This window comes from Hyphomicrobiales bacterium, assembly GCA_030688605.1.
In the GTDB taxonomy this organism is placed as follows: domain Bacteria; phylum Pseudomonadota; class Alphaproteobacteria; order Rhizobiales; family NORP267; genus JAUYJB01.
On the sequence record JAUYJB010000070.1, the window covers coordinates 71,202 to 88,328 of the forward strand.

The window sequence follows — 17,127 nt, forward strand, 5'->3', positions numbered from 1 at the left end:
GGCTGAAGCAGTTCAATCACAATGTTGCAATAATGCATCACAATATGGCTTATGACCACGGCTTAAAGCACTTGCCCGTCATAGCGAACGACTTGGCCGCGGACGGCTCTAGCGCGAGCCGCGAATGACGCGGATGTTGAGCTCGCGAATCTTCTTGCGCAGCGTGTTGCGGTTCAGGCCGAGCAGCTCGGCGGCCCTGATCTGATTGCCGTCGGTCGCGGTCAGAGCGGCGGCGATGAGCGGCGGCTCGACCTCCTTGAGGAACCGGTGATAGAGGCCGGCCGGCGGCAAGGCCTCGCCGAAGCCGCCGAAATAGCTGCCGAGATACCACTCCAGAAAGGGTCCGAGCCCCTGCTCCGGCTCGTCCGCCGCCAGGCCCGGCGCCGGCTGGCCTTGGTTGAGCTCGTTCTCGATCAGGTTGGCGGTGATCATCTCCTGCGGATAAAGAGCGGCGAGCCGGCGCACCAGGTTCTCCAGCTCGCGCACATTGCCGGGCCAGCAGTGCCGCTTGAGCAGGTCGAGGGCTTCCGGCTCGATGTCCTTGCGCGGCAGGCCCTCGCGCGCGGCAAGCGCGAAGAAATGCCGCACCAGGTCGGCAATGTCGCTGACCCGTTCGCGCAGGGGCGGAAGCCGCAGCGGCACCACGTTGAGCCGATAGTACAGATCCTCGCGGAACAACCCCTGGTTGATGAGCTGGCGCAGGTCGCGATTGGTGGCGGCGATGATGCGCACGTCGGTACGAATCGGCGTGCGCCCGCCGACGGTGGTGTATTCGCCCTGCTGCAACACCCGTAGGAGCCGGGTCTGGGCGTCCATCGGCATATCGCCGATTTCGTCGAGGAACAAGGTGCCCCCCTCGGCCTGCTCGAAGCGGCCGATGCCGCGGTTCTGTGCGCCGGTGAAGGAGCCCTTCTCGTGACCGAACAGCTCGGCTTCGACGAGGTCGCGCGGGATCGCCGCCATGTTGATGGCCACGAACGGACCCTTGCGGCGCTTGCCGTAATCGTGCAGGGCGCGGGCGACGAGCTCCTTGCCGGTCCCCGATTCGCCGGAGATCATCACCGTCAGGTCGGTCTGCAACAACCGCGCCACCAGCCGGTAAATCTCCTGCATGGCCGGCGAGCGGCCGATCAGCGGGAACTTTTCGCTCTCGCCCTCCTCGGCGGCGGGCGCCTGGCGGGCGCGCGGCTCGGCAAGCGCGCGGCCGATGATCGCGATGAGCTCGTTGAGATCGAAGGGTTTCGGCAGATATTCATAGGCGCCGCGCTCCGAAGCCCGGATCGCCGTCATGAAGGTGTTCTGCGCGCTCATGACGATGACCGGTAGGTCGGGACGCAGCCGTTTGATGCGCGGCAGAAGCTCGAAGGCATTCTCGTCCGGCATCACCACGTCGGTGATGACGAGATCGCCCTCGCCTTCCGAGATCCAGCGCCACAGGGTGGCCGCGTTGGAGGTCGAGCGCACCTCGTAGCCGGCTCGCGACAACGCCTGGATGAGCACCGTGCGGATGGCGGCATCGTCGTCGGCGACCAGGATATTACCGCTCGGCATCGGCCCCCTCCGCGGCCTCGGGCGCCTCGTCCGGCATCCGGTCGGAATACATCGGCATCAGCACCCGGAAGGTCGTTCGCCGCGGAACCGATTCGCACTCGATGACACCGCCATGGTCGCCGATGATCTTGGCGACGAGGGCCAGGCCGAGCCCGGTGCCCGATGCCTTGGTGGTGACGAAGGGATCGAACAGGTGCGGCGTCAGGTCGGCCGGTACGCCGGGGCCGTTGTCGCGGACGCAGAATTCGAGCGGCAGGCTGACCCGCTCCTTGGCGCCCGGCACCGACAGCCGCACGCCGGGGCGAAAGGCGGTGGTCAGCGCGATCTCGCCGTCGGGGCTGTCGGGGCCGATCGCCTCGGCCGCGTTCTTGATCAGATTGAGCACCACCTGAACCAGCTGGTCGCGGTTGGCCAACAGCGGCGGCAATGACGGGTCGTATTCCTCGACGAACCGGATGTGACGGGCAAAGCCGGTCTTGGCCAGGCGTTTGACGTGGTCGAGAACGGTGTGGATGTTGATCGCGTCGCGGACCACCGGCCGCTGGTCGCCGAACACCTCCATGCGATCGACGAGCTGGCAGATGCGGTCGGTCTCCTCGGTGATGAGCTGGGTCAGCGAGCGGTCTTCGTCGCTGACCGAGCTCTCCAGAAGCTGGGCCGCGCCGCGGATGCCCGACAGCGGGTTCTTGATCTCGTGGGCAAGCACCGCGGCAAGCCCGGTGACCGAGCGCGCGGCGCCGCGATGGGTGAGCTGGCGGTCGATCTTTTGGGCCATGGTGCGCTCCTGCAGCATGACCAGCACCTCATCGGGCCGTTCCGGCAGGGGCGCCACCTGTATGTCGACGACCCGTTCGGCGCCATTGCGCGGCGTACCGAGATCGACGGCATATTCGTTGACCGGGGCGCCACGCCGGCGGACCTGCTCGACCAGGGCCAGCAGCGGACTGCCGAAGGGAACAAACTCGCTCAACGGCTGGCGCCGCAACACCGCCGCGCCGACCTTGAAGAAGGCCTCCGCCGCGTCGTTGGCGAAATGGATGGCGCCGTCCTCGCCGACCAGCAGCACCGGATGCGGCAGAGCGTTCACGACGGCATCGGCGCCACTTGAACCCAGTGCCGCCAACCCCGTTTCTTTGGCTTTCTGCGCCGCCTTATTCATGGCTTGACCCCCCGTGCCGTGTGGGTCCAGATAGGTCCGCAAATGGTCTAGTGGCGAAATATTAGGCAACCGTATCTTTTGCATAATCATTAGTCAATGTGCTGTATGAACAAATATTAAGAGCGCCGTATTATGCTGCGCATGGAGGCGAGTCGGGACGTGCAGCGGCCCATTGAACGCGGGAAGGCGGACAAGCCATGCGGACGAGCGCATTGATCGTCGCCGCCGGTCGCGGCGAGCGCGTGTCCTCGGAGACGGGCGACCGGACGCCGAAGCAGTATCGCTCGATCGGCGGCGCCCCGGTGCTGCGCTGGACGTTGTCGGCGTTCGTGTCGCATCCGGGCATCAGCCGCGTGGTGACGGTGATCAATCCGAGCCACCGTGAGCTGTATGAGGAGGCGGTGGCCGGTCTCGAGGGCCGGTACACCTGGGTAGCGGGCGGCGCGACGCGGCAGAAATCGGTCCGTGCGGGCCTGCGGGCGCTGGACGTCTCCAATTCCCGGCAGGTGCTCATCCACGACGCGGTGCGCCCGTTCGCATCGGAAAAGCTCATCAACGGCGTCATGCGCGAGCTTGAGAACGCCAAGGCCGTCTTGCCCGTGATGCCGCCGACCGAGACCCTCAAGCGCGTCGCCAATGGGGTCGTGACCGAAACCCTGGAGCGCGTCGGCCTGGTGGTGGCGCAGACCCCGCAGGGGTTCCATCTGGCCGACATCCTCAACGCCCACAATCGCGCGGCGGAGATGAAGCGCCATGATTTCACCGACGATGCGGCGGTCGCCGAGTGGGCCGGCCTGAGCGTGCGCGTGATGCAGGGCGAGGCGGGAAACCTGAAGATCACCACGGCGGAAGACCTGACCGCCGCCGACCGGAGATTGACCATGGAACAGATCACCGCATCCGGCGATGTGCGAACCGGCCACGGGTTCGACGTGCATGCCCTCGGGCCTGGCGACCATATGATGTTGTGCGGGGTGCGGGTCGACGCAAACCAGGGGCTTTGCGGCCATTCCGACGCCGATGTCGGCCTGCACGCCCTCACCGACGCCATTCTCGGCGCCATCGGCGCCGGCGATATCGGCCAGCATTTCCCGCCCGGCGACCCGCAATGGCGGGGCGCTTCCTCGGACCGCTTCCTCGCCTTCGCGGCCAAACGCGTCGCGGCGCTTGGCGGGTCCGTCGCCCATGTCGACGTGACGCTGATCTGCGAAGCCCCGTACATTTCGCCCTACCGGGCGGCGATGCGCGAGGCGGTGGCCCGGATTCTGGGCATCGACAAGTGCCGGGTCAGCGTCAAGGCCACCACCACCGAGGGCCTCGGTTTCACCGGTCGTGGCGAGGGCATCGCGGCGCAGGCGACCGCGACCATACGCTTGCCGGTGGCCATGGGACACGGATGACGGAGCCGTCATGGAGGCCGATCTGGTGCAATCCGCAACCCGCCTGGTCGAGCTGCTGCGGCAAAGAAAGCTGCGTCTTGCAACCGCGGAATCCTGCACCGGCGGCCTGATCGCGGCAGCCCTCACCGAGGTGCCCGGCGCCTCGGATGTTTTCGATTGCGGCTTCATCACCTATGCCAATTCCGCCAAGAACGCTCTTGTCGGCGTGCCGGAGGCGGTCATCGCCGGCTATGGCGCGGTGAGCAAGGCGGTCGCGGCCCTGATGGCCAAGGGCGCCCTGTTGCGCGCGCCGGCCGACGTCGCCGTCGCGGTCACGGGAATAGCCGGGCCTGGCGGCGGCAGCGCCGAGAAGCCGGTCGGGCTCGTCCATATCGCGGCAGCCCTCAAGGGCGGCGCCGCGCGCCACAAGGAATGCCGCTTCGGGGACATCGGCCGCGAGCAGGTCCGCCTCAAGACGGTGGCCGAGGCCTTCGCGCTTATCGAGGCGCTGATCCGCGATCAGCCGGCCTCCGCTTCTTGCTTCACGGGGCCCTAGAGCGGTTCATGGTTATAGGGGATCGATTCGATGGTCCAAATCGGTTCATCCGGGCAGGCGCGGGCCGCGACGCGCGATACGGGATATCGGGCGAGCGCCGCAACGAACCCGGTGGGCCGATTCGGCCCACCGAAGGCCGGGTTCCTTTGCGCCGTGGCGGTGTTGCGGCTCTCGGCCGATGCACCACATCGCCCGGCGAGCCGCGCCTGGCCCCGGCGCAAAATCATCCCGGTCAAATGGTTCCCTATAACCATGAACCGCTCTAGGGCCCGTCGGTGCTCCCTTGCGAGGGCGGCTTTCTCTCCCGGTGCCGCATGATGGCGGCAACGATGTTGGAATAATCATCGCTCCAGGCCCGGACGGGGTTGGCGGGATCGGTCTTGAGCGGCTCCCAGCCCGCATCCAGGAATTGCCATATGTCCTCCGGCGAGCGGGCCAGCACAACGGCCTCGGAGGAGGTGCGCATCGCCCTCGTTTCCTCAGCGCCCCGCAGGTCGACCCGCGCCGCCCCCGCCAGGTTCTCCTCATCGGCGATGGCGGCAAGGACGCTGCGCAGCTCGACGTAACGGTTGGAGATGTTCAACACGACAATGCCGCCGGGAACGAGCTTGGTGAAATAGCCGGCGATCGCTTCACGCGTTATGAGATGAACCGGGACGGCGTCGGAGGAAAAGGCATCCATAACTAGCACGTCGAAGCTCCGGTCCGGCTCGCGCATGACCGTGAGACGGGCATCCCCGACGATGATGGGCGCGTCCGGCGTGCAGGCGGACAGGAAGGTGAAATAGCGGGGATCGGTGGCGACGCGGATGACCGCCGGGTCGATCTCGTAAAAGTGCCATTTGTCGCCTTCCGCCGCGTAACAGGCCAGGCTGCCGACGCCAAGCCCAACAATGCCGACGCTCATCGGCCGGCCGAGCCGCTCGCGGTGGCCGGTGATGGCGGTGGCAATCGGACCTTGCGGGGTGAAATAGGTCAAAGGCTCGGGCCGGGCTGAGCCCGTCAGCACGTCGGCGCTGCGTTCGGCGCCATGCAGGATCGTGCCGTGGGTCAGCGTCCGAAAGGCCCTGTCCGGGGTGAGCGAAACGGTGACGACCCCGAAGAAGCTGCGGTCGCGCTCAAGGACGCGAATCGAACCCGTCCACAGCGCCAAGGCGGCAACCATCCCGAAGAGAACCAAGACCAGCGGCCGATGCCGGATCATGGCCCGCATTTCCGGCAGGGCCAAGAGGGCGGCGGCGACCAGCAACGGATATTCCAGGACCGTGGTGAAGATGAGCGGCGACAGCAGAGTCGTGAACGCGCCGCCAAGGACGCCGCCGATCGACATCGACAGGTAGAACTCGGTCAGGTGGGAGGCGTCCGGCCGGCGGGCGACGAGCTCTCCGTGGCAGACCATGGCGGCGACGAAGAAAGCGGTCAGATGGATGGCCGTTTCGGCGACGATGCCAAGCCGAATATGGCCATACAGCAATGCAAGCACGGCGATCACCGTGATCGGCAGCGACAGGCGCATCCACCGATGCGGCAGAATCGGCCGGCGCTGGAAGGTGATGACGAAGGTCAACAGATAGAGCGCCAGCGGCACGACCCACAGGAATGGCGCCGCGGCGACATTGGTCGAGATGTGCGCGGTGACCGCGACCAGCAAACCGGAGGGAACGGACGCCAGGGCGATCCATCTCAATCTGGAGGCAGCCGTCGGCGCCGGCCGCGAGGCGGCGTCCGCCGCAGCACCCCTTTGCAGCTCCCCTGCCCAACCGTCCGCATGGGAGCGGGCATTCAGACCGCAGACGGCGACGCCGGCGCACAGCGCGACATAGCCGGCGATCCACATTTGCGACTGCTCGCCAACGCCGAAGGCGGGCTCGAACAGAACCGGATAGGACAGCAGCGCGAAGAAGCTGCCGAGATTGCTCGCCCCATAGAGGAAATAGGGATCGTGGGCGTGGCGGTGTCGGGTCCTGGAAAACCAGGCCTGAAGCAGCGGCGCATTGGCCGAGACGGCAAAGAAGGGCGCGCCGATCGAGACGAAGAACAGCGCCAGCAGCCAGAAGGCAACGCCTGATTCCGGGGGCTGGTTGAAGCCGGATGCGATCCGGAACGGCAGCCAGAAGACGGCGACCGCCAGCACCGCGACGTGGACGAGAAGGCCACGGGCCAGGCCGACAAACCGCACCAGGGCGTGCGCATAGGCGTAGCCGGCCAGCAACATGGCCTGGAAGAACACCATGGCGACCGACCACACCGCCGGCGTGCCGCCAAGGCGCGGCAGGACCATCTTGGCGAACAGCGGCTGCACCGAGAACAGCAGAAGCGCGCTCAAAAACAGGGTCGCGCCGAACAACAGCAGCGTTCCGACATATTTCGCCGGACGCGCGCCTCCGGCGAGCGCCCGAGTTTGCTCCCCCTGTATCGACATATCCCAACCTGACTTGTTCGACCGACAGCGCCGGAAGGGGTAGCAACAAGGTCTTAAGATTTGACTTCTTCCAAGCGTTTCCTCTTGCCGTAAAGGCGGTCGGCGCGGGCCTCGAAGGCGTCGACGAATTTGCGGAAGGCGCGGTCGAACACGGCGCCGGCGACGAGCTGCAGGGTGCGGCTGTGGAACTGATAGGCGATGAAGAAGCGCACCTTGCACGCCTTCGGGCCGAGCGGCTCGAACGACCAGCGGTTCTTCAGGTCGCGAAACGGGCCGTCGATATACTGGACCAGGATCTCGCTGCGCTCCGGCAACAGCGTGGTGCGGGTGGTGAAGGTCTCGTGGAATGCCTTGTAGGCGACGGTCATGGCGCACAGCATCTCTTCGCCGCCGGCGATCTTCCGCCGCCTCGAGACCCGCATTCCGGCGCACAGCGGCACGAATTCAGGATAGCGCTCGACGTCGGCGACGAGCGCGAACATGTCGTCGGCCGAATGCGCGACCCTGCGGACGGTGTCGAAGCTCTTCATGAGATCGCCGCCCGCCGCCTCACCGAGGCCGGCTGGCGCGTGCCGCCTTGAGCTTGGCGAAATTCTCGCCGGCATGGTGCGAGGAGCGGGTCAGCGGGCTCGCCGCCACCATGAGAAAGCCCTTGGCGTAGGCGATGGTTTCATAGGCCTTGAATTCCTCCGGCGTGACGAAGCGCGCGACCGGATGGTGCCGCCGGGTCGGCTGCAGATACTGGCCCATGGTCAGGAAATCGACCTCGGCGCTTCTGAGATCGTCCATCACCTGGAGCACCTCGTTTCGCGTCTCGCCGAGCCCGACCATGATGCCGGACTTGGTGAACATCTTCGGGTCGAGATCCTTGACCTTCTGCAGCAGGCGGATCGAGTGGAAATAGCGCGCGCCGGGCCTGACGGCCAGGTAGTGCGAGGGCACCGTCTCCAGATTGTGGTTGAAGACGTCGGGCCGCGCCTCAACGACGGCCTCGATGGCACCTTCCTTGCGCAGGAAATCGGGGGTCAGCACCTCGATGGTGGTTTCCGGGCAGCGCGCCCTGATGGCGCCGATGACGGCGGAAAAATGCGCCGCCCCGCCATCGTCAAGATCGTCGCGGTCGACCGAGGTGACCACCACATGGGCAAGGCCGAGCCGGGCGGTCGCCTCGGCGACCTTGGCCGGCTCCTCCTCGTCGAGGGGGCCGGGAAGGCCGGTGCGCACATTGCAGAAGGCGCAGGCGCGGGTGCAGGTGTCGCCCATGATCATGAAGGTCGCGTGCTTTTTCGACCAGCATTCGCCGATATTCGGGCAGCTCGCCTCCTCGCACACCGTCACCAGCGCGTTGTCGCGCATGACCCGCTCGGTCTCGCGGTAGACCGCCGAGCCCGGCGCCCTGACGCGGATCCAGGCCGGTTTGCGCAACAGCGGCGTCTCCGGCCGGTTGACCTTTTCCGGATGGCGCGGGCGCGCCTCGGCGCGCTTTGCAGTCGTGTCGAGCACGGTGACCATGATAGCCAGCTTTCCGCGGGCCGTCGGTGCGGCCCAACGGTTGGTATGTAACGCTTTTTTCCGCGATTCCAAATAGACGTTCGGCCGAGCCCCGCGCTGAATTCGCGGCCGCGCGGGGACCGGGCCTAAGCTTGCGCCTGCTCCGCCTCCCGGCGGGCAAGCTCCGCCAGCAGCGCCTTACGGATGACGGGCAGCCTGTGCTGATATCGCCGCGTGTAGCGCAGGATGCACGGCACCTCCCTGGGCGCGCGGAAACGGGCGCGGCGGCACGCCGGCTTTTCGCGGATCGTCGGAAGCCGCAGGACCTGGGTGGCAAAGCGGCGCCACGCGTCAAAGCGCCGCTCTTCGTTCAACTCGCCGGGATCCGAATGCGGCCTGGAATCGGCTTGCGATTTACGGGGCATGAAAACTCCTTTGGTTGCGTCGTTTCAGTTCCTTCCGGTCGTCCTCTCGTCGGCTTCCTCCCCTTCTCGCCTGGTTTTTTGGTTCCGGTCGCGCCTGCGGCGCTCCCCGCCTTTTGTTGTCATCCCGGCTGCGGCGAAGCGAAAAGCCGGGATCCAGTAATTCCCGGCGTCAATGATCGGGCTCGGCGGATACTGGGTCACCCGGTTAGACCGGGTGACGGCGACTGAGGGTTGATCGAAGCCGTGCCCTCCCTCCTCCGTCGTTGTTGCCGGCGCGCTAAGCCCCCTGAACGCCCCGCGGCGTAAACCCGAACAGATGCTCGGCGAGCGCCAGCAGGGCCGCGCCGACGCCGAGGATCAGGAGCAGAAGCACGATGGGGAAGCCGATCAGGGGCAGAAGCCCGACGGCGGAAACGAGGACGACTCCGATCAGGAGACTGGCGAGCCGGCGCAGGGCGCCCGATTGGCCCGCCGCGGCCGGCAGGAGCTTGTTGCCGATCGCGGCGCCGACGATGCCGTGGCCGAGAAGGGCGAGCAAGGGGAAGCCCATGGACAGGAACAGGCCGAGCGGCGCGGCGACGACGATGACGATCAGCACGACGGCGACGACCGGCCCGCCGATGGCGGCGACAAGGCCGTTCGCCAGCGCCAGGCCCGGCCGGCTGACGAGCGCGCCGGTTGCCGTCGCCATGACCACGGGGGCGAGGAACATCGCCGCCGCGGCGACGACGAAGGCGCTGACCGCGAAAACGAACGAGACGGTGCCGCGCAGGCCCCAGTCGCGCCCCGGCGCCCCAGGCGGCTCGGGCAGGCTGACGGTCAGCCGGCCTCCGATTTTCGCCCCCGGCGCGACCTCGGGGCTACCGATCATGCGCACCGTCACGTCGCCGTCGATGCGGGCGCCGTCGGCGATCCTGACGATGCGGCCGGTGAGGGTCACCGGGCCGGTCGCGGTGCCGGAAAAGGTGACCTCGTCGGCGGCGATCGCCAGGGCGCCGCTGGCGCCGCCGCGGAATTCGACAAGAGCGCCGATGATGCGCGAGCCGTCGCCCATCCTCGCTTCGTCAGAGATGGAGACGGTCGCGCCGACCGCGTGCAGGTCCTGAGCCACGGCGCCGGCGACATCGACCGCGGCGCCGACGATCCAGGCGTCCTGGCCGACCGAGCCGCGCAAGACGACCCGGCCGCCGACGGCCACCAGATCCTCCGCGACGTCCATGTCGACCTCGACATCGCCGCCGACGATCCACACGTCCCGCCCGGCCGCGCCAAGGGCGCTGACCTGGCCGCCGAGCGCCCACACGTCCTCCTGGCCGTCGGCGGCGACGTTGAGGCGGGCGCCAAGCCGGACGATGGATTCCTGCGCCGCCGCCGCGCCGGCATCGAAAAGAACCGCCAGCCCGGCGATCAGGGCGAGCGCCCGGGCACCGGCGCGGATATCAAGTGGCCCGATCATGTTCCAGGTCCAGCCGGCCGATCAAAGGCGGCCGCGAATGGCCTTCCACAGATAGAGGAAGATGATGGCGCCGACGGTGGCGACGATGAGCGTACCCCAAAAGCCCGGGGCGATCTGCAGCCCCAGAGTGTTGGCGAGAAAGCCGCCGACGAAGGCGCCGATGACCCCAACGACGAGATTGGTGATGAGGCCGTGGTCGCTCGCCGTCACCTTCTCGGCGATATAGCCGGCAATCAGGCCGATTACGAGCATTCCGATGATTCCGACCGTCCCCATGTCCTTCTCCCTTCGCGGTTCGTGAAGCCCCGTCTATATGGGCCCGTCTACATATGGATGACGCGGCCATAGGCGTCGAGCACGCTCTCATGCATCATCTCCGACAGGGTCGGGTGCGGGAAGATGGCGTGCATCAGCTCCTGCTCGGTGGTCTCCAGGTTCATGGCGACGACAAAGCCCTGGATCAGCTCGGTGACCTCGGCGCCGACCATATGGGCGCCGAGAAGCTGGCCCGTCGCCGCATCGAATATGGTCTTGACCAGGCCCTGGTCCTCGCCGAGCGCGATCGCCTTGCCGTTGGCGAGAAACGGGAAACGGCCGACCTTGACCTGATGGCCTTGCTCCCTGGCGCGCTTCTCGGTGAGGCCGACCGAGGCGATCTGCGGCCGGCAATAGGTGCAGCCGGGAATCTTCAGCTTGTCGACCGGGTGAACGTCGGCGAGCCCCGCGATCTTCTCGACGCAGACGACGCCCTCATGCGAGGCCTTGTGGGCGAGAAGCGGCGGGCCGGCGACGTCGCCGATGGCGTAGACGCCGGCTACGTTGGTGCGGCCGAAGCCGTCGGCGACGACGACGCCGTTGGCCGTCTTCACGCCGAGGGCCTCCAGGCCGATATCCTCCACATTGCCGACAACTCCGACGGCGGAGATCATCCGTTCCGCGGCGATCTGCTGCGTCTTGCCCTTGGCTTCCTCGACGGTCGCTGTCAGGCCGTTCTTGACCTTGTCGACCGATTTCACCGTCGCCGAGGTAATGATCCTGATGCCCTGCTTCTCGAACTGCTTGCGGGCGAGGCCGGCGATCTCCTCGTCCTCCACGGGAAGGATCTGCGGCAGCATCTCGACGACCGTCACCTCGACGCCGAAGGCGCGGTAGAAGGAGGCAAACTCGATGCCGATGGCGCCGGAGCCGACGATGACCAGCGATTTCGGCATCTTTTCCGGCACCATGGCCTCGAAATAGGTCCAGATCAGCTTCTTGTCGGGCTCCAGGCCGGGGAGCACGCGGGGCCTGGCGCCGGTGGCAAGGATGATGTGCCTGGCCGCGTAATCGCCCTTGCCCTTGCCCGTCACCGCGACCTTGCCGGGGCCGGCAAGCTTTCCCTCGCCGTCGATGACGGTGACCTTGTTCTTCTTCATGAGGTGGCCGACGCCGCGGGTGAGGCGGCTGGAGACGGCGCGCGAGCGCTCCACGACCTTGGCGAGGTCGAAGCCGACGCCCTTGGCCGACAGGCCGTAAGAGCCGGCGTTCTCCATGGTGTGGAACAGCTCCGAGGAGCGCAGCAGCGCCTTGGTCGGAATGCAACCCCAATTGAGGCAGATGCCGCCGAGATCGGCCTTCTCGACAACCGCCGTCTTGAGGCCGAGCTGGGCCGCCCTGATCGCCGCCACATAGCCGCCAGGGCCGCCGCCGATGATCAGAACGTCGAAGCTCGTGTCCGCCATTGTATTTCTCCCCACGTTCGAACCGCAGCATCAATAGCGCGCGGGCTGCCCGCCGTCATCCGGAGACTGGCCGGAACCACCCCCGTCGTCCCGGACAAGCGACGATGCACGCCCATTATCGTCATGCCCCGGCTTGATGTTCGGGTAATGACGGAGTTGAGGAAGGTAGTGCCCCACCGGGGAGCGGTGCTTTTTGGCAGTTGCAATCGCCGTATTTCGATAGCCGGCTACACCAGCATGGACATCGGCTTTTCGACATAGGACTTGAAGGCGCGCAGTAGGTCGGCGCCGAGCGCGCCGTCGACGACCCGGTGGTCGCAAGAGAGCGTCGCCGTCATCACCGTGGCGATGGCGATGCGGCCGGACCTGACCACCGGCCGCTCGGCTCCGGCGCCGACGGCGAGGATGGTCGCGTGCGGCGGGTTGATAACGGCGGTAAAGCCATCCACCCCATACATGCCGAGATTGGAGAGCGTTGTGGTGCCGCCTTGATATTCCTCAGGCTTCAGCTTCTTCGAGCGGGCGCGGAGGGCGAGGTCCTTCATCTCGGCGGAAATCGCCGAAATCGTCTTCAGCTCGGCGTTGCGGATGACCGGGGTGATCAGGCCGTCCGGCAGGGCGACGGCAACGCCGACATCGGAGTGCTTGTGGATGAGGCGCGCGTTCTCGGTCCAGGTGGCGTTGGCCATCGGCACCTTCTGCAAGGCGAGTGCCAGCGCCTTGATCAGGAAGTCGTTGACCGAAAGGCGGTATTCCGGGTTGGCGTCGGCGCCCTTGGGGGCCTGGGCGTTGAGCTCCCTGCGCAGCTTGATCAGCGCGTCGAGCTGGCAGTCGGCGTTGAGATAATAGTGCGGGATGTCGCGCTTCGATTGGACGAGCCTGCGGGCGATGGTCTTGCGCATGCCGTCATGGGGCAGCGCCTCATAGGTGCCCGGCGCGTAGAGCGCGGCGATCTCCGCTTCGGTGATGGGCGGCGCAGGCGACGGCGCAGGGGCCGGCGCCCGGGCCTCGGCCGCGGGGCGCGCCGCGCCGGGGACGGCCTCCTCGACATCGCGCTTGACGATGCGCCCGCGCGGGCCGGAGCCGGCAAGGGCGGCAAGGTCGATGCCGCGCTCCCCCGCCAGGCGCTTGGCCAAGGGCGAAGCGAAGATGCGCCCTGCCCCGTTCCCCTTCCCGGGCGCCGCGGGTGCAGGCGCGGCAGAAGGCGCGGGTGAGGAAACGGCGGGCTCAGGCATTGCCTGCTTTTCGGCTTTTGTCGGTTTCGGGGCTGCCGCGGGAGCAGATTTCTCAAGCTTTTTCAGCGCCGGGGCGGACTTGAGCGCGCTCGCCTCCTCGCCTTCCTCGAGCAGAAGCGCGATCGGCTGGTTGACCGGCACGTCCTCGGTGCCCTCCGCGACCACGATCTTGCCGACGGTGCCCTCGTCGACCGCCTCGACCTCCATCGTCGCCTTGTCGGTCTCGATCTCGGCGATGACGTCGCCGGTCGCAACCTTGTCGCCCTCCTTGACCAGCCACTTGGCGAGGTTCCCCTTCTCCATGGTGGGGGACAGCGCCGGCATCAGGATCTCGATGGTCATCGCCGCTTCCTTATGCGTAGCAGACGGCCTTGACCGCCGCGACGACCTCCTCCACCGACGGCAAGGCGAGCTTTTCGAGGTTGGCGGCGTAGGGCATCGGCACGTCCTTGCCGGTGACGCGGGCGGGCGGCGCGTCGAGAAAGTCGAAGGCGCCCTCCATCACCCGCGTCGCGACCTCGGCGGAGACCGAATTCTGCGACCAGCCCTCCTCGACGATGACGACGCGGCCGGTCTTCCTTACCGAGGAGAGGACGGTCTCGGTGTCCATCGGCCGCAGGGTCCTGAGATCGACGACCTCGGCCTCGATGCCCTCGGCTGAAAGTGCCTCGGCGGCCTTGAGCGCGTAGGTCATGCCGATGCCCCAGGAGACCAGGGTCGCGTCGGCCCCTTCGCGCGCGATCCGCGCCTTGCCGATCGGCACCAGCCAGTCGTCGAGCTTCGGCACCTTGAAGGAATGGCCGTAAAGCATTTCGTTTTCGAGGAAAATCACTGGGTTGGGGTCGCGGATCGCCGACTTCAGCAGCCCCTTGGCGTCGGCGGCGGTATAGGGCTGGACCACCTTGAGGCCCGGAACGTGGCTGAACCAGGCGGCGTAATCCTGGCTGTGCTGGGCGGCGACCCGGGCGGCCGCGCCGTTGGGGCCGCGAAAGACGATCTGCGCGCCCATCTGGCCGCCGGACATGTAGAGCGTCTTGGAGGCGGAATTGACGAGCTGGTCCATCGCCTGCATGGCGAAATTGAAGGTCATGAACTCGACGATGGGCTTGAGCCCGGCAAAGGCGGCGCCGACGCCGAGGCCGGCAAAGCCTTGCTCGGTGATCGGCGTGTCGACGACCCGCTCCTCCCCGAACTCCTCGAGCAGGCCCTGGGAAATCTTGTAGGCGCCCTGATACTGGGCGACCTCCTCGCCGATCAGGAAGACGTCGGGATCGCGGCGCATCTCCTCGGCAATGGCGTCGCGCAGCGCCTCGCGCACGGTCATTTCGACCATCTCGGTGCCTTCCGGCACCTCGGCCTCGGTCACCGGCGCGGGCGCGGCGGGCGGAGCGGCGGGCGCCGGCCGCGGCGGCTTTGCGGCCGCAGGCGGCGGCTCGGCCACCATCTCAAGCGCCATCTCAGGCGGCGGCGCGGCGGCCGCGTCCAGCCCATTGGCGTCCTCGCCGTCGGCGAGAATGACGGCAATCGGCGTATTGACCTTCACCGCCTCGGTGCCCTCGGGGATGAGAATCTTGCCGAGCTGGCCCTCGTCGACCGCCTCGACCTCCATGGTCGCCTTGTCGGTCTCGATCTCGGCGATCACGTCGCCGGCGGAAATCTTGTCGCCCTCCTTGACCAGCCATTTGGCAAGGGTGCCCTCCTCCATGGTCGGCGACAGCGCGGGCATGAGGATTTCAGTGGGCATGGCGGGGCCCCAATACATAGCCCCCACCCCCTTGATGGGGGAGGTATGCGAAGCGTTGGCGAGTGCAAAGCACGAGCCTTACGCGACGCGGGGTGGGGGTGAGGCGCCACGGCATGGATTGCCGGGTCAAGCCCGGCAATGACGAGATAGGGGTGGTGGGCGACGGGGTGGGCATGAGGATTTCAGTGGGCATGGCGCTGCGCTTTCCGCCTTCTACCGCCACACGCCCGTCCACAGGTCCGCCGGATCGGGCTCCGGCGCGCCCTGGGCGAACTCGGCCGCCTCGCTGACCCGGGCGCGGATCTCCTTGTCGATCTCCTTCAGGTCGTCCTCGCCGGCGCCGCCCGTCTCGATCAGCCGCCGGCGCACCTGCTCGATCGGGTCGCGCTCGTCGCGCACCTTTTGGACCTCTTCCTTGGTGCGGTACTTGGCCGGGTCCGACATGGAATGGCCGCGATAGCGGTAGGTCAGCACTTCGAGGATGATCGGCCCCTTGCCGGCGCGGCACTCGGCGACCGCCGCCTCGCCCGCCGCCTTGACGGCACGCACATCCATGCCGTCGACCTGCTCGCCGGGAATGCCGAAGACCGAGCCGCGATTGTAGAGCTCTTCGGACTTGGCGGCGGAACGGCTCACCGACGTGCCCATGGCGTAGCGGTTGTTCTCGATCACGTAGACCACCGGCAGGCGCCACAGGGCGGCCATGTTGAAGGCCTCGTAGACCTGGCCCTGGTTCACGGCACCCTCGCCAAAATAGGTCAGGCACACGCGGTCGTTGCCGCGGTAGCGGTTGGCGAACGCGATGCCGGTGCCGATCGGCACCTGGGCGCCGACGATGCCGTGGCCACCGAAGAAATTCTTCGCGGCCGAAAACATGTGCATCGAACCGCCCTTGCCCTTGGAATAGCCGGCGCCGCGGCCCATCAGCTCGGCCATGACGCCCTTCGGGTCCATGCCGCAGGCCAGCATGTGGCCGTGATCGCGATAGGAGGTGATGACCTGATCGCCCTCCTCGATCGCCATCTGCATGCCTACGACCACGCCCTCCTGGCCGATATAGAGGTGGCAGAAGCCGCCGATGAGCCCCATGCCGTAAAGCTGGCCGGCGCGCTCCTCGAAGCGGCGGATCAACAGCATGCCGCGGAAGGCGGCAAGCTCCTCATCGCGGCTGAACGCGGGCGCCTTGCCATTGCCCGGCGTCGGCGTCGCGGGCTTTTCAGGCTTTTCGGCCTTTGCAGCCTTCTCAGCCTTCGCGACTCTTGCAGCCTTCGCGGTCGTCTTTTCCGATTTTGCGGATTTTGCAGCCGTCGCCATGTTCCTCGACCTAGAACGCCGTACTCTTTTTGTTAGCCCATAGCCCATATCGGGCACGGCGACAAAATGTTTCGAGCGAAACCGCCACCGTCCGGCGAAATTCCTATGAGTGTCAAGATGGTGAGCCTGCACCGCCGCGTCCAGTACCCCGATCATGCCCTGGAGTGGTTCCCGGTCATATGGAACCATTTGACCGGGAACCATTCTAGCGGGCATTGCGGAAGATGGTGATGTCGTTCGGATGCGCCAGATTGAGGTTCTCGCGGGCGCGTTCGTCGAGCATGTCGGGATCGAGACTTTCAGGCCGCATCAGCGTCACGCGGTGTTCGAGCGCCAGGCGCCGGGCGCGGGCGCCGGCAAGCTCCTTCTGCAGCCTGACCTCTTCGCGCTGCTGGTCGCGCCAGGCGAGAATCCCATTGTCGCCGACGACCGCGTGATAGGCGAAATAAAGCGCAAGGATTGCGCAGGCGACCGGAACGGCGACCCGCTTCAACTGCATCGAGAGTGATCTCGCCCGCGCCATGCGCCCTGCCCGCCTAGAGCGGTTCATGGTTATAGGGAACCATTTGACCGGGATGATTTTGCGCCGTGGCCAGGCGCGGCTCGCCGGGCGATGCGGTGCATCGGCCAACAGCCGCAACACCGCCACGGCGCAAAAGAACCCGGCCTTCGGT

At 66.9% G+C, this 17,127-nt stretch carries 16 protein-coding genes; 2 read left to right on the top strand and 14 right to left on the bottom strand.

Annotation, left to right across the window (positions count from 1 at the left end):
* Window positions 1-108 precede the first annotated feature (108 nt).
* Window positions 109-1,551: a nitrogen regulation protein NR(I) gene (ntrC, locus tag Q8P46_08665; GenBank protein ID MDP2620235.1), complete on the bottom strand. Its 1,443-nt coding sequence runs from the start codon at window positions 1,549-1,551 to the stop codon at window positions 109-111.
* Window positions 1,538-2,710 carry a nitrogen regulation protein NR(II) gene (locus Q8P46_08670; GenBank protein MDP2620236.1) on the bottom strand — a complete coding sequence of 391 codons (1,173 nt, stop codon included), beginning with the start codon at window positions 2,708-2,710 and terminating at the stop codon, window positions 1,538-1,540. Before Q8P46_08670 ends, ntrC begins: the two co-directional genes overlap by 14 nt.
* Window positions 2,711-2,907: 197 nt before the next feature.
* Between Q8P46_08670 and Q8P46_08675 the strand changes: the two genes are divergently transcribed.
* The gene (locus Q8P46_08675) at window positions 2,908-4,110 is read left to right on the top strand and encodes a bifunctional 2-C-methyl-D-erythritol 4-phosphate cytidylyltransferase/2-C-methyl-D-erythritol 2,4-cyclodiphosphate synthase (protein ID MDP2620237.1); all 1,203 of its coding nucleotides are present in this window, start codon (window positions 2,908-2,910) and stop codon (window positions 4,108-4,110) included.
* Between the two features lie 10 nt (window positions 4,111-4,120).
* Entirely contained in the window at window positions 4,121-4,645 is a 525-nt protein-coding gene (locus Q8P46_08680) for a CinA family protein (GenBank protein ID MDP2620238.1), read from the top strand.
* Here the strand turns inward: Q8P46_08680 and Q8P46_08685 are convergent.
* The 12 genes from Q8P46_08685 to Q8P46_08740 form a co-directional block, all read right to left on the bottom strand.
* A complete protein-coding gene (locus Q8P46_08685; GenBank protein MDP2620239.1) occupies window positions 4,642-4,872 on the bottom strand; it encodes a hypothetical protein in 231 nt (76 codons plus the stop codon). The two genes, Q8P46_08680 and Q8P46_08685, sit on opposite strands and share 4 nt — an antisense overlap.
* A 35-nt stretch (window positions 4,873-4,907) precedes the next feature.
* Window positions 4,908-7,067 carry a fused MFS/spermidine synthase gene (locus Q8P46_08690; protein MDP2620240.1) on the bottom strand — a complete coding sequence of 720 codons (2,160 nt, stop codon included), beginning with the start codon at window positions 7,065-7,067 and terminating at the stop codon, window positions 4,908-4,910.
* Between the two features lie 53 nt (window positions 7,068-7,120).
* Window positions 7,121-7,597, bottom strand: coding sequence for a type II toxin-antitoxin system RatA family toxin (locus Q8P46_08695; GenBank protein ID MDP2620241.1), 477 nt, complete (start codon window positions 7,595-7,597; stop codon window positions 7,121-7,123).
* A 19-nt stretch (window positions 7,598-7,616) separates the two neighbouring features.
* Complete coding sequence (lipA, locus tag Q8P46_08700) at window positions 7,617-8,579, bottom strand: lipoyl synthase (GenBank protein ID MDP2620242.1); 963 nt, start codon at window positions 8,577-8,579, stop codon at window positions 7,617-7,619.
* A gap of 125 nt (window positions 8,580-8,704) precedes the next feature.
* Window positions 8,705-8,983 (bottom strand): hypothetical protein, encoded by a 279-nt coding sequence (locus Q8P46_08705; protein ID MDP2620243.1) that lies wholly within the window; start codon window positions 8,981-8,983, stop codon window positions 8,705-8,707.
* 277 nt (window positions 8,984-9,260) lie between these two features.
* The gene (locus Q8P46_08710; protein ID MDP2620244.1) at window positions 9,261-10,439 is read right to left on the bottom strand and encodes a polymer-forming cytoskeletal protein; all 1,179 of its coding nucleotides are present in this window, start codon (window positions 10,437-10,439) and stop codon (window positions 9,261-9,263) included.
* 21 nt (window positions 10,440-10,460) lie between these two features.
* On the bottom strand, window positions 10,461-10,715 hold the full coding sequence (locus Q8P46_08715; protein MDP2620245.1) for a GlsB/YeaQ/YmgE family stress response membrane protein: 255 nt from the start codon (window positions 10,713-10,715) through the stop codon (window positions 10,461-10,463).
* A gap of 47 nt (window positions 10,716-10,762) precedes the next feature.
* Complete coding sequence (gene lpdA / locus Q8P46_08720) at window positions 10,763-12,160, bottom strand: dihydrolipoyl dehydrogenase (GenBank protein ID MDP2620246.1); 1,398 nt, start codon at window positions 12,158-12,160, stop codon at window positions 10,763-10,765.
* 227 nt (window positions 12,161-12,387) lie between these two features.
* The gene (locus tag Q8P46_08725) at window positions 12,388-13,737 is read right to left on the bottom strand and encodes a pyruvate dehydrogenase complex dihydrolipoamide acetyltransferase (protein MDP2620247.1); all 1,350 of its coding nucleotides are present in this window, start codon (window positions 13,735-13,737) and stop codon (window positions 12,388-12,390) included.
* 10 nt (window positions 13,738-13,747) lie between these two features.
* Window positions 13,748-15,139, bottom strand: a complete 1,392-nt coding sequence (locus Q8P46_08730) for a pyruvate dehydrogenase complex E1 component subunit beta (protein ID MDP2620248.1) — start codon at window positions 15,137-15,139, stop codon at window positions 13,748-13,750.
* A gap of 213 nt (window positions 15,140-15,352) precedes the next feature.
* Window positions 15,353-16,453 carry a pyruvate dehydrogenase (acetyl-transferring) E1 component subunit alpha gene (gene pdhA / locus Q8P46_08735; GenBank protein ID MDP2620249.1) on the bottom strand — a complete coding sequence of 367 codons (1,101 nt, stop codon included), beginning with the start codon at window positions 16,451-16,453 and terminating at the stop codon, window positions 15,353-15,355.
* Window positions 16,454-16,658: 205 nt separating this feature from the next.
* Entirely contained in the window at window positions 16,659-16,952 is a 294-nt protein-coding gene (locus Q8P46_08740; protein MDP2620250.1) for a septum formation initiator family protein, read from the bottom strand.
* Window positions 16,953-17,127 lie beyond the last annotated feature (175 nt).